An 11,992-nucleotide genomic window follows, 5' to 3' on the forward strand; every position below is an offset into this window, starting at 1 on the left:
GCGCATCGAAGCCCGCCGCCCCAACCCCGCCGCCCCAACCCCGCCGAACCGAGGAATCGCTGAGCCATGGCCCGTCACCGCAAGTGCGCCGCCCCCGTCCCCCTCGACCGCGCCCGGCGCCGGCTCGCCGCGGGGCTCACCGCCGCCAGCGCGCTCGGGGCGACGTTCCTGGCCGTCGCCGTCACCCCGGCCGCGCCGCCCGCCCCCGACCGGACCCCGGCGGCCACCAGCTCAGATCTGGCTCAAGCATCCGGAAAGTAATAGACGAACCGGCTGATCGCTCCTTAAGGTCGCCAGCATGCCCGACATATCGCTGACCATGCTCATCGTGCTGTGCCTCGCAGCAGGCGCGGCCGGGTGGATCGACGCGGTGGTCGGCGGCGGCGGACTGCTCCTGCTGCCCGCGCTGCTCCTCGGGCTGCCGCACGTCCCCGCGGCGCACATCCTCGGCACCAACAAGGCCGTTGCCATCGTCGGCACCTCGGGGGCTGCCGTGACGTATGTGCGCAAGGCGCCGGTGAAGGTGAAGACGGCGCTACGGATCGGGCTCGCGGCGCTCGCGGGCTCCATGACCGGCGCGTTCTTCGCGGCCGGCATCAGCAGCGCCGTGCTGCGCCCGGTCATCCTGGTCGTGCTGCTCGGCGTCGCCGCGTTCGTCATGTTCAAGCCCGCGTTCGGCACCGGGTCCGGTGGGCAGCCGGTCACCCGGGCCCGTACCGTCACCGCGATCGTGCTCGTCGGCGGCGGTATCGGGCTCTACGACGGCCTCTTCGGGCCCGGCACCGGGACGTTTCTCGTTCTGGCCCTCACCGCCGTGCTCCATCTCGATCTGGTGACCGCGAGCGCCACCGCCAAGATCGTGAACGTTTGCACGAATGTTGGCGCGCTCGCCATGTTCGCCTATCAGGGCAGCGTCATCTGGCAACTGGCCGCGATCATGGCCGTGTTCAACCTCGCCGGGGGTCTGATCGGGGCGCGCATGGCTCTGCGCAAGGGCAGCGAGTTCGTGCGCGGGGTGCTGCTTGTGGTTGTTTTCTCGCTGGTCGCGAAGCTGGCGTTTGACCAGTGGGGTGGGTAGGCGCTCCGCTTGGGGGAGGGGTGGCTGTCGTTCTGCCGCGGGCCGGCCGTGGTTGCCCGCGCAGTTCCTCGCGCCCCTTAAACCCGTTTTCTGCCCCGGGCCGTGCATGGCTGGTCGCGCAGTTCCCCGCGCCCCTAAGGCACGCACTGCGTGCATGTGCCCGTTCCGTCGGGTGCGGGCCGGCCGCGGTTGCTCGCGCAGTTCCCCGCGCCCTTCAGGGCGCCACCCCCACCAGGTGGGCGAAGGCGACTACGTTGCCTCGGTAGCCCGTTTGTTGGGAGAAGCCTCCGCCGCAGGTGATCAGGCGTAGTTCCGGGCGGGCGGCGGGGCCGTACACCTTCGTGTCGGGGAACACGTCGTTCTCGTAGACCTCGACCGCGTCGATGTCGAACACCGCGGTCCGCCCGTCCTCGCGGGTCACCTCGACCCGGCTGCCCTTCTTCAGCGCGCCCAGCGCGTAGAAGACGGCGGGGCCGCGCGAGTCGTCGACGTGGCCCGCCATCACGGCCGTGCCCCGGGCGCCCGGCGCGGCGCCGTCCTTGTACCAGCCGGCCATGTTCGTGTTCCCCGGCGGCGGCACGTCCAGGCTGTGGTCGGGGCCGAGCCCGAGCCGCATCACCGGGGCGTCGACCTGGATCGAGGGGATCTTGATCCGTACGGGTTCGGAGGGCGGCAGGCCCTCGGCGGGCGGGGTTTCGGTCACGGCCCGCGCGACGGCCCCGGAGCGGGCGTCGGCCGTGATGCGGCTCCGCTCCGACCCCGGCCCCGGCCCCGCCGCGAACCGCTCGGCCGCCGACGGCTGCGGAGGCTCCACGGTCTCAAGGCCCCGCTCGATCAGCCACAGGCCGACGAACGCGGCGACCACCATCAGCCAGCCCGCGTTGCGCCGGGCGATCCGGTCCGACAAGGGCGGTCAGCCCCGGCCCTGCGCGCCGCTCGCCCGGCGACGCAGTAGCCAGGTGCTGCCCACGGCGGCCGCGGCCAGTACCGCCGCGCCCGCCGCGATCTCGGTGGTGTCGGGGCCGATGCTGCCGCCGACCCCGGTCTTCACATGACCCCGCGGGTCGCGGCTGTCCCCGGTGTTCCCGGTCTTCCCGGTCTTGTCAGTCTTGTCGGTGTTCCCGGTCTTGTCCTGCCCGCGCTGATCATTGCCGCGCTGGTCGTTCCCGTCCCAGGATTTGTCCTGGCCCCGCCGGTCGCCCCCTTCCCAAGGCTTGTCCTTGCCGCCCTGTGGGTCGCCCGCGTTCCAGGGCTTGTCCTTGCCGCTTTGCGGGTCGCCCGCGTTCCAGGGCTTGTCCTGGCCCTTCTGGTCGCGGTCGCCGGCCCCGGTGACGGTGAGCTGGCCGTCGACGACCTTGCCGTTCTCGCAGCTCACCCTGATGCGGAAGGAGCCCGGCCTGGCCTGCGGGGCCACCTGGAACTGCCCGGCGAGCACTTCCTTGTGCGGGGCGGCCGACATCCGGAAGTCGCCCGCGCCCACCGTGTTCGCATCGCCCATGGCCCGCCCCGCCGGTCCGCAGGCCGTGGTGTTCGCGGTCACCGTGCTGCCCGGCGAGGCGCTCGTCGGCCACAGCTCCAGCAAAGCGGCCGGCTCGTAGTCGGCGTACGCGAGCGAACCCGCCGGACCCAGCACGGCGGCGGACGCCAGCAGGGCACTGGTCAGCAGTCGGGCAGTACGCATGGATCCTCCGGGGACGCGGCAGAGCTTCTGCCTTCGACCTAAGAGGCGTACGGGCCGCTCCGCCCGTCGGCGGGGGGTAAACGAGTGACTCGGTGTAGGCCGTACGGGTGATGGTCACCCGCCTCGGATCCGCCTCAGATCACGTCCCAGGGCGCCTCCTCGTACGCCCGCCACACCACCTTCATCAGCTCCGCGTCGACCGCGAACTCGCGCTCGTCGATCCGGCCCACCGGGGCGATGCCGCGCGCGTTCATGACGAAGGCCGCGCCGTACGCGTCGAGCCCGGCCAGGGTCACCTCGCGGTGCGCCGACTTCAGGCCGTACGCCGCGAGCCGGGGTTCGAGCACCGCCATGGTGACGCCGAGCAGCGCGGGACGGTTCGGCCAGACCACCGAACTGCCGTCCCAGAACGCGATGTTGGTGATCGCGCCCTCCGCGACGACACCGCCGGGACCGGTCAGCAGGGCCTCGGTGAAACCCTGGCGCTCCGCGAGGCGGACGTAGTAGCCCTGGGCGAAGCCGCCGAGGTGCTTGAGGTGGGCGATCGGGCGCTCGTACGGCACGGAGAGCAGCGACTGCGCGGTGGACGGCATGTCGACCGGCTCGTTCACGACGACCATCGGGGTGGGCGCGTCGGCCGGCCCGTACACGTAGACCCGTACCGCCGCCTCGGACCGGCCGCAGGCGTCGAGTGCCTGCCGGGTCAGGGAGCGGATCCGTTCGCCGTCGAGGCCTGGGCCGAACAGCTCGCGGGTGGCCCGGTCCAGGCGGGTCAGGTGGTGGGCCAGGCCGCGGACCCGTCCGTCGCGCACCTGCATGGCCGTGAAGTGGCCGTAGCCGCCGGTCAGTGCGGGAACGAGCAGGTTCTCGGCATCGGCGGGGCGGCCGTCGATCTCGACATACGGAAGTGTCATGGGCCTCAAGATAGTTCGCCGTCGGACCACGCTTGACCTCAAGCGGGCTTGAGGTTGAATCCTTCTCGGCATGGACATCACCCCAGCCGAGCAGGCTGCTTCTTCCGCTCTGAAGGTCACCGTCGTCGTCGCCTCCAACCGCGAGGGCCGGTTCGCGCCGGTCGTCGCCGACTGGTTCCTCGCCCGGGCCCGCGAGCACCAGGGCCTCGACATCGAGGTGCTCGACCTCGCCGAGGCCGAGCTGCCGACCACCATCTCCCATAATCCGTCGCCCGCCGTCGCGGCCCAACTCTCCGTCATTTCACCGAAGTTGGCGGACGCTGACGCCTTTGTCGTGATCACCCCCGAGTACAACCACTCCTTCCCCGCCTCGCTGAAGAACCTGATCGACTGGCACTACGTCCAGTGGCAGGCCAAGCCCGTCGGCTTCGTCTCGTACGGCGGGATCTCCGGCGGCCTGCGGGCCGTCGAGCAGCTGCGGCAGGTCTTCGCCGAGATGCACGCCGTCACCGTGCGGGACACGGTCAGCTTCCATCAGGCCCACGGCCTCTTCGACGAGGACGGCGAGCACCGCGAGCCCTCCCAGGCCGACGCGGCCGTGAAGAAGATGCTCGACCAGGTCGCGTGGTGGGCGCACGCGCTGCGCGACGCGAAGGGGATACGTCCGTACGCGGGCTGAGGGGGGACAGTAATGGGCGGTCGGAATCTGTCAGTTGACCATCACCGGCTGATGGCTGATAGCCGACCGCCCAACTCCAACCCCAACCTCACCCCGCCGGCAGCGAGACCACCGCCACCGCGCCCCCGTCCTCCGCGTTCCGCAGCGCCACCTCCGCGCCGATGACCTGGGCCTGGCCCAGGGCGATGGTGAGGCCGAGGCCCGTGCCCTGGCCGCGTTCCTCGGCGCCGGTCACGAAGCGCTGGGGGCCGTCCTTCAGGAGGCGTTCGGGGAAGCCGGGCCCGTGGTCGCGCACGCTGACCGAGGCGCCGTCCACCGTCACCTCGACCGGCTCGGCGCCGTGCCGCCGGGCATTGGCGATCAGGTTGGCGACGATCCGCTCCAGGCGGCGCGCATCGGTGCGTACGAGCGTGTCCGCGCCGCCGGGGCCATCCGGAACCCGCTCGGACCGCGCCAACTCCACCGCCAGTCCGCACCGTTGGAGGATGCCCTCCACGGTGCGGTCGAGCGGGAGCACCTCCAGGTGGGGTTCCTCCGCGTTCGCGTCGAGCCGGGCGACCTCCAGGAGGTCCTCGGTCAGGGTGCGCAGGGCCGAGACCCGGTCCCGTACCAGCTCGGTCGGGCGGCTCGGGGGCAGCAGTTCGGCGGCCGTGTGCAGCCCGGTCAGCGGGGTGCGCAGCTCGTGCGCCACGTCCGCCGTGAAGCGCTGCTCGGCCTCCAGGCGGCGCTGCAGCGACGCGGCCATCGTGTCGACCGCGCAGGCCAGTTCGGCCACCTCGTCCTGGCGCCCGGCGGGTGCCGACTGGCCGATCCGGGCGTCGAGTTCGCCCCGGCTGATCCGGCGCGCGGTGGCCGCGGCCGTACGCAGCTCACGGCTCAGCCGGCCGGCGAGCCCTACCCCGCCGAGCGCCGCGAGCCCGACCACGACCGCGCCCCAGGCCACCAACTGGCCGTCCAGTTCCTGGAGTTCGTTCACCATGGCATCCAGAGGCTGCCGCACCGAGAGCACCCGGTCGCCCACCGGCCGCGCGGCCCACACCGCCGGGTGCGGGCCGTCCAGGTCCAGGAAGGTGCTCCGCTTTCCGTCATGGGCGGACTTCCGCAGCGGTTCGGGCAGGTCCGGGTGGTCGAGCGCAGCCTCGGTGTCGCCGTGGTCGACCTGGCCGGTCAGCTCGTACAGCTGACGTACGCGGATGAGCTGCGCGGTCGCGGACTCGCGGGCCGTCGAGGCGATCTGCGCGGCGCGCGACTGGTGGATGAGCAGGCCGATCGTGACGGCCACCAGGGCGCAGCCCGCCGCGAGCAGTGCGGCGATCTTCCAGCGCAGACTCAGACCCTGGGTCAGCCCGCGGGTGCGGGCGAGCAGAGCGCGGCACCGGCGCCGCACGGCGCGCATCACGAGGCGCCCTTCCCGGTGAGCGAGCCGCTCGTCCACGTCTTCGACCCGCCCGGCTTGGCAGGACCGTCCGTCTTCACAGGGCCGCCCGACTTCGCGGGTCCCGGCGTCCTGCGCGGCCCGGGGGTCTCGGGGTCGTCCTTGGTGTCCTTCGTGTCCTGGCCCTTCGGGGCGATGTCCTTGTACGTCTTGATGTCGCTCACGGGGGAGAGGCGGGCCCCGTCCCAGCGGTAGCGGACCGCCTGCTCGGCGCCGTCGTCCGCGGCGCCCCGCGTCACCAGATCGGTGCCGACGGCCTCCACCGCGAGGCGGGTGCCGACGGTGTAGAGGACGGGGACGACCCGGCCGTCACGGACCGTGTAGACGATGACGACCGTGCGCCGGGTCTCCAGATCCGCCGCGACGATCAGTTCGGTCGAGCCGTCCTGGCCGGTCAGGTCGTGGAGGACCGGCGGGCGGATGCCGGGCCGGCCCGGGCGGTCGATCATGGGCAGCCGGACGAGGCTCTTGGCGCGCGGGTCGGCCTTCAGGATCGCCATCGGGTCCATGCCGCGCAGTCCCTCCTTCGGCACCTTCAGCGATGCGGGGAGCGGAACCGGCGGCTCTCCCCGGCCGGACGCCATCACGCCGTCGCGCCGCGTCTCGCTCTCGTACCAGGCGGGCCACAGCTCCTGGGGCCTCGGCTGGAGGGCGACCGCGGAGGCCTGCCCGCCCTCCACCAGGCCGGACCGCGAGCCGCAGCCGGACAGGGCGAGCACCACCGCGGCGATGCCGAAGGCGGCGATGCCCGCGATGGCGGCGGCGCGGAGAATCCGGAAGGTCTGGATCATGGTGGGGTGGCGGGGTAGGGAAGGCGGCCGGGACACCGGCCCGCCCATCGACACTAGGAGCGGACCATCACGGAAACCGGGACAACATGTAACAGCCGTGCGTACGCTCCGCACCGGCAGGCAGGTTCGGGACGTAGGGCCCTGCCGGACGACTCTTGCCATTCCGGCCGGACCCGGCCGCACCACCGAGGGAGGACGCCGTGACATCGGCCGATCGGCTGACCGCGCAGGCCACGACCGTGCAGACCACGACCGACAGTGCCGACAAGGCGGCGGCGCTCGCCCGCGGCGCGGTGGAGGCCCGCCTCGCCGCCTGCGCGCAGATCGTGGGCCCCGTCACCTCCGTCTACCACTGGGCGGGCGGCATCGAGACGACACAGGAATGGCAGGTCCTCTTCAAGACCACGGCCGCCCGCTACCCCGAGCTCGAACGCCACCTCCTGGCGGCCCACGACTACGAGACCCCCGAGATCATCGCGACCCCGGTGGTCGCCGGCAGTCCGGCGTATCTGTCCTGGATCACGGCCGAGACGACCGCCCGATGACCCCCGCCGCCGAGCCGCCGCTCCCCTTCTTCGTGTACGGCACGCTCCGCCCCGGCGAGCGCTACTACCGGCGCTTCCTGCAAGGCCGTACGGTCTCCGAGCGTCCGGCGCTGCTCAGCGGCGCCCTTCTGTACGACGGCCCCGGCTACCCGTACGCCATAGCCGGGGACGGAACGATCACCGGCACCCTCATCGAGGTCGCGCCCGCCGCCTACCCCGAACTCCTCGCCGCGCTCGACGCGTTGGAGGAATACGTCGGCCCCGGCCACCCCCGCAACGTCTACGACCGCCTGGTGCGCGAGGCCCTGGCGGGCGGCCGGCCCGTACGGGCGTGGACCTATCTCGCCGCGCCCCGCCTGGCCCGCGAGCTGATCGCCGACGGCACCCCGATCCCCGGCGGCGACTGGCTCACGTGGCCGGCCCGGCCCGCTCCACCCGTACCGCGCACGCCTTGAACTCGGGCATCTTCGAGACCGGGTCGAGCGCCGGGTTCGTCAGGTTGTTGGCCCGGCCCTCGCCCGCCCAGTGGAACGGCATGAACACGGTGTCCGAACGGATCGCGCCGGTCACCCGGGCCGGGGCGGTGGCCCGCCCGCGCCGCGAGGTCACCGTCACCGCGTCGCCGTCGGCCACCCCGATCCGCCCGGCGAGCAGCGGATGCATCTCGACGTACGCGCCGGGCGCGGCGGCATTGAGCTCCGGCACCCGCCGGGTCTGCGCGCCCGACTGGTACTGGGCGAGCACCCGGCCCGTCGTGAGCACCACCGGATAGTCCGCGTCGGTCTCCTCGTCCGGCTCGCGGTGGGTGACCTCCACGAAACGCGCCCGCCCGTCCTCGGTCGCGAACCGGTCGAGGAACAGCCGGGGCGTCCCCGGATGCCCCTCCTCGGGACACGGCCAGAACACCCCGTCCTCGGCCTCGATCCGGGCATAGCTGATGCCCGCATAGTCCGCGGCCCCGCCCGCCGAAGCGAGCCGCAGCTCCTCGAACACCTCCTCGGGACCGACCGGAAACCCCTTGGCCACCGACTCCGAACCGAGCAGCCCCGCAAGGGAGTTGAGGACTTCGAGATCGCTGCGTACGTGTTCCGGAGGGGTGACCGCGGCCCGCCTCAGCAGCACCCGGCCCTCCAGATTGGTCATGGTGCCGGTCTCCTCCGCCCACTGCGTCACCGGAAGCACCACGTCCGCCAGCTCGGCGGTCTCCGAGAGCACCACGTCCGCGACCGCGAGGAAGTCCAGCGCGCGCAGTCTGCCCTCGATGTGCGCCGCGTGCGGCGCCGACACCACCGGGTTCGACCCCATCACCAGCAGCGCCTTCACCTCACCGCCCAGCGCGTCGAGGAGCTCGTACGCGCTGCGCCCCGGCCCAGGCAGCGAGTCCGGCTCGACGCCCCACACCCCGGCGACATGGGCGCGCGCCGCGGGGTCGGTCAGCTTGCGGTAGCCGGGCAGCTGGTCGGCCTTCTGGCCGTGTTCGCGGCCGCCCTGTCCGTTGCCCTGGCCGGTGAGACAGCCGTATCCGGACAGCGGGCGGCCCGCCCGGCCCGTCGCGAGGCAGAAGTTGATCCAGGCGCCGACCGTGTCGGTGCCCTTGGCGTGCTGCTCGGCGCCGCGCGCGGTCAGCACCATGCCGTCCGGCGCGTCGCAGAACATGGCCACGGCGGCGCGGAGTTGGGGCACGGGAACGCCGGTGATCTTCTCCACGAGCTCGGGCCAGTGTGCCATCACGGCGGCGCGCGCCGCCTCCCACCCCGACGTGCGCTCCCGTATGAACTCCTCGTCGGCGCGCCCCTGGGCCACGACCAGGTGCAGCAGGCCGAGCGCGAGGGCGAGGTCGGTGCCGGGGCGGGGGGCGAGGTGCAGGTCGGCCTGCTCGGCGGTCTTCGTGCGGCGCGGGTCGACGACGATCAACTTGCCGCCGTTCTCCCGAAGTTCGCGCAGATAGCGCACCGCGGGAGGCATCGTTTCGGCCAGGTTCGCCCCCGCAAGGATCACGCATCCGGTCCGCGCCACGTCCTCCAACGGGAACGGCAGCCCCCGGTCGACGCCGAAGGCCCGCTGGTGCGCGGCCGCCGCCGACGACATGCAGAACCGCCCGTTGTAGTCGATCTGCGAAGTGCCGAGCACGACCCGCGCGAACTTCCCCAGCGCGTACGCCTTCTCGTTCGTCAGCCCGCCGCCGCCGAACACCCCGACCGCGTCGGCCCCGTACCCCTGGCGTACGGAGCCGAGCCGCTCGGCCACGAGCTCCAGGGCCTCCCCCCAGGTGGCCGGTTCGAGCAGGCCGGTGTCGGGGCGCCGGACGAGCGGCTCGGTCAGCCTCAGGCCCCGGGAGAGCAGTGCGGGCGCGGAACTCCCCTTGCCGCACAGCGCGCCCCGGTTCACGGGGAAGTTCCGCCTGACGACATCGAGTCCGCCGTCCGCGCCGCCCGTGGCCCGCAGCCCCATGCCGCATTGGAGCGAGCAGTACGGGCAGTGCGTGGGGGTCACGGCGGCGGACGCGGGCGCATCTATGGGCATGCGCTCCAGGCTACGACTGGGGTGTTACACCTGCGTCCGTGCGCGGGTTACGCGGGCGGGGCGGGGGGCTCATTCCGGCCGGGAGGCGGTGGTGAGGAGGGGCGGCGGTGGCGGCCGGTGTCTGTCAGCGGTTGTCTGCCGGGCATCGTCGGACATCTGTCAGCTGTTATCCGCTGTCAGCTGTTATCCGCTGTCCGCTGTCCGCTGTCCGCTGTCCGCTGTCCGCTGTCCGCTGTCCGTTGTCTGCCGGTCGCCGGTCGCCGGTCGCCGGTCGCCGGTCGCCGGTCGCCGGTCGCCGGTCGTCAGCCCGCCAGCGCCCGGGCGACCCCCGGCTCCTTCGGGCCGAGGAACGTCGGGTCCGGCTGGAACACCACGTCGAGGACGGCCTTGCCCGCGGCGAACACCTCGCGGGTGCCGCCGTAGTACCAGGTCGCGTCGTGCACGGCGTCGACGCCGACGCCGTAGGACCGCACGCCCGCGGCCTCGCACAGCGCCACCGCGCGCCGGATGTGGAAGCCCTGGCTGACCAGGACGGCCCGGTCGACGCCGAAGATCTTCTTGGCCCGTACGCACGAATCCCAGGTGTCGAACCCCGCGAAATCGCTGACCACGCTCTTGTCCGGCACCCCGTGCTGGACGAGATAGCCACGCATCGCGTCGGGCTCGTCGTAGGCGGGCCGGCCGTTGTCGCCGGTGACCAGGACCGCCTTCACCTTGCCCGCCCGGTACAACTCCACGGCCGCGTCGAGCCGGTGGGCGAGGTACGGCGAGGGCTTGCCGTCCCAGAGCCCGGCCCCGAACACCACGGCCACCCCGGACGCCGGGGCGTCGGCCACCGTGCCGATGCGGTCGCTCGTGGTCGCGTACATCCAGGTGGCGGGCGCGAGCCCGAGCACGCACGCGGCGGCGACGCCCTGCACGAGGCGGCGCCGGCCCGCGCGGGTGCGCGGCAGACGCGGTCGCTTCAGTCGGATGCGCGGCACGTGGTCCCCCTGGAGAGCGGCGTACTGGTGATCTTCGTCGGTGTACGAGGGGAGGGACGTCACGGGCGGAGAACCGGTTCGCCGCCGGGCGCGCTCCGTACAGCTCTGTGACATGCCCCTGCCTCGCGGGGGGTTTTGCCGACGGCACGGAGCCGGAGCGCCTCGCCGCACCCCGCCCCCGACTCCCCCGTGAGGCCATGGAAACCACCCGTCACCGCCGCGCAACGGCCCGGCAACGTGCGCCCGGCAGGATCGGTGCATGACGGAGCCGGAGCCGAGCCACCTCTTTCCGCAGAGCCAGCCCCCCACCCCGCTGCCGAGCGAGCCTGTTCCGCTCGACAGCACCGCGCAGCTCCTCACCCGCATCACGGCCCAACTGGGCAGCCAGCTCAGCCACGTACGACTGAACGGAACCCGCACCTCCATGACCCCCGCCGCCCGCCCCGCCCTCGTCGCCGTCGCGCACGGCAGCCGCGACCCCGGCGCGCTGCGGACGGTCGGCGCCCTACTGGAACGGGTCCGCGAGCTGCGGCCGGGCCTCGACGTCCGGCTCGGCCACATCGAGCTGAACCGCCCGCTGCTGCCCGACACCCTGGCCGGCATTGAGGGCGAGGCCGTCGTCGTGCCGCTGCTGCTCGGCCGCGGCCACCACGTCAAGCACGACATTCCGCACGCCCTCGCCACGGCGGGCCGGCACCTTCGCGCCCGTGTCGCGGCCCCGCTCGGCCCGCATCCGCTGCTCGTCGAGGCGCTGTACGGGCGGCTCGTCGAAGCGGGCTGGCACCTCGACGCCCGTACCGTGCGCGGCACCGGGGTCGTGCTCGCCGCCGCCGGATCGCGCGACCCCGACTCGGCCGCCGACACCCGCCGCACCGCGATGCTGCTGAGCGAGCGCCTCGGCGGGGTGCCGGTGCTGCCCGCCTACGCATCGTTCCCCAAGCTCTCAACTCCGTTCGAGCAGGGGAGGCCCCGTACCTCGCCCACCGTGCCCGAGGCGTTGCGCGCCCTCGCCGCGCGCGGCAGGCACCGGGTCGCGGTCGCCTCGTACTTCACCGCTCCGGGACGTTTCGCGGCCGAAAGCGCGGCAAAGGCGCCGTGGATCGCGGCCGCCCCCATGGGTGCGCATCCGGCCATGGCCAGGCTCGTACTGCACCGCTACGAAGAGGCGTTGACACGCACGCCGGCGACGGCGCGTGACGCCGGGCTCGCCCCCCTCCGCGCCCCCGCACCCGCCTCCGCGCTCGCGTCCGCCCTCGCCTCCGCCTGAGGCGGACCCCGCTCCGAACCGGTCTCCACCTTGTCCGCATACGGCGGGCCTCGACGCCCCCTTGAGCCCACTTGTCAGTGACTCCGTTTACTGTCG

Annotated in this window: 13 protein-coding genes; 6 read left to right on the forward strand and 7 right to left on the reverse strand. The window is 73.0% G+C overall.

Annotation, left to right across the window (positions count from 1 at the left end):
* Positions 1-66: 66 nt before the first annotated feature.
* Both ACSHXC_RS26560 and ACSHXC_RS26565 read left to right on the forward strand, forming a co-directional pair.
* On the forward strand, positions 67-261 hold the full coding sequence (locus ACSHXC_RS26560) for a hypothetical protein (RefSeq protein WP_438294001.1): 195 nt from the start codon (positions 67-69) through the stop codon (positions 259-261).
* Positions 262-298: 37 nt separating this feature from the next.
* A complete protein-coding gene (locus ACSHXC_RS26565) occupies positions 299-1,078 on the forward strand; it encodes a sulfite exporter TauE/SafE family protein (protein ID WP_438294002.1) in 780 nt (259 codons plus the stop codon).
* Positions 1,079-1,292: 214 nt separating this feature from the next.
* Here ACSHXC_RS26565 and ACSHXC_RS26570 read toward each other — a convergent pair whose 3' ends face one another.
* From ACSHXC_RS26570 to ACSHXC_RS26580, 3 genes are all read right to left on the reverse strand, one after another.
* Positions 1,293-1,946 carry a class F sortase gene (locus tag ACSHXC_RS26570; protein WP_438296838.1) on the reverse strand — a complete coding sequence of 218 codons (654 nt, stop codon included), beginning with the start codon at positions 1,944-1,946 and terminating at the stop codon, positions 1,293-1,295.
* A 45-nt stretch (positions 1,947-1,991) separates the two neighbouring features.
* Positions 1,992-2,759, reverse strand: a complete 768-nt coding sequence (locus ACSHXC_RS26575) for a hypothetical protein (protein ID WP_438297116.1) — start codon at positions 2,757-2,759, stop codon at positions 1,992-1,994.
* A 134-nt stretch (positions 2,760-2,893) separates the two neighbouring features.
* On the reverse strand, positions 2,894-3,673 hold the full coding sequence (locus ACSHXC_RS26580) for an aminotransferase class IV (protein WP_438294003.1): 780 nt from the start codon (positions 3,671-3,673) through the stop codon (positions 2,894-2,896).
* Positions 3,674-3,743: 70 nt separating this feature from the next.
* On the opposite strand from ACSHXC_RS26580, the gene ACSHXC_RS26585 reads away from it, so the two are divergent.
* Complete coding sequence (locus tag ACSHXC_RS26585; protein WP_438294004.1) at positions 3,744-4,352, forward strand: NADPH-dependent FMN reductase; 609 nt, start codon at positions 3,744-3,746, stop codon at positions 4,350-4,352.
* Between the two features lie 88 nt (positions 4,353-4,440).
* Here ACSHXC_RS26585 and ACSHXC_RS26590 read toward each other — a convergent pair whose 3' ends face one another.
* Together ACSHXC_RS26590 and ACSHXC_RS26595 are read right to left on the reverse strand one after the other, a co-directional pair.
* Positions 4,441-5,748 (reverse strand): ATP-binding protein, encoded by a 1,308-nt coding sequence (locus ACSHXC_RS26590; RefSeq protein ID WP_438294005.1) that lies wholly within the window; start codon positions 5,746-5,748, stop codon positions 4,441-4,443.
* Positions 5,748-6,578 carry a hypothetical protein gene (locus tag ACSHXC_RS26595; RefSeq protein ID WP_438294006.1) on the reverse strand — a complete coding sequence of 277 codons (831 nt, stop codon included), beginning with the start codon at positions 6,576-6,578 and terminating at the stop codon, positions 5,748-5,750. Before ACSHXC_RS26595 ends, ACSHXC_RS26590 begins: the two co-directional genes overlap by 1 nt.
* Positions 6,579-6,778: 200 nt before the next feature.
* Here ACSHXC_RS26595 and cutA point away from each other — a divergent pair, with 200 nt between their 5' ends.
* Together cutA and ACSHXC_RS26605 are read left to right on the forward strand one after the other, a co-directional pair.
* The gene (cutA, locus tag ACSHXC_RS26600; RefSeq protein ID WP_438294007.1) at positions 6,779-7,123 is read left to right on the forward strand and encodes a divalent-cation tolerance protein CutA; all 345 of its coding nucleotides are present in this window, start codon (positions 6,779-6,781) and stop codon (positions 7,121-7,123) included.
* On the forward strand, positions 7,120-7,578 hold the full coding sequence (locus ACSHXC_RS26605) for a gamma-glutamylcyclotransferase family protein (RefSeq protein ID WP_438294008.1): 459 nt from the start codon (positions 7,120-7,122) through the stop codon (positions 7,576-7,578). The genes cutA and ACSHXC_RS26605 overlap by 4 nt, the downstream gene beginning before the upstream one ends.
* On the opposite strand, the gene ACSHXC_RS26610 is transcribed toward ACSHXC_RS26605, so the two are convergent.
* Positions 7,532-9,646, reverse strand: coding sequence for a molybdopterin oxidoreductase family protein (locus tag ACSHXC_RS26610; RefSeq protein WP_438294009.1), 2,115 nt, complete (start codon positions 9,644-9,646; stop codon positions 7,532-7,534). The genes ACSHXC_RS26605 and ACSHXC_RS26610 overlap by 47 nt on opposite strands.
* 302 nt (positions 9,647-9,948) lie before the next feature.
* Positions 9,949-10,629: a SanA/YdcF family protein gene (locus ACSHXC_RS26615; protein ID WP_438296840.1), complete on the reverse strand. Its 681-nt coding sequence runs from the start codon at positions 10,627-10,629 to the stop codon at positions 9,949-9,951.
* Positions 10,630-10,888: 259 nt separating this feature from the next.
* On the opposite strand from ACSHXC_RS26615, the gene ACSHXC_RS26620 reads away from it, so the two are divergent.
* Positions 10,889-11,896, forward strand: a complete 1,008-nt coding sequence (locus ACSHXC_RS26620; protein ID WP_438294010.1) for a sirohydrochlorin chelatase — start codon at positions 10,889-10,891, stop codon at positions 11,894-11,896.
* Positions 11,897-11,992 lie beyond the last annotated feature (96 nt).

Origin of the sequence: Streptomyces sp. HUAS TT7 (genome assembly GCF_051550175.1) — a bacterium.
In the GTDB taxonomy this organism is placed as follows: Bacteria; Actinomycetota; Actinomycetes; order Streptomycetales; family Streptomycetaceae; genus Streptomyces.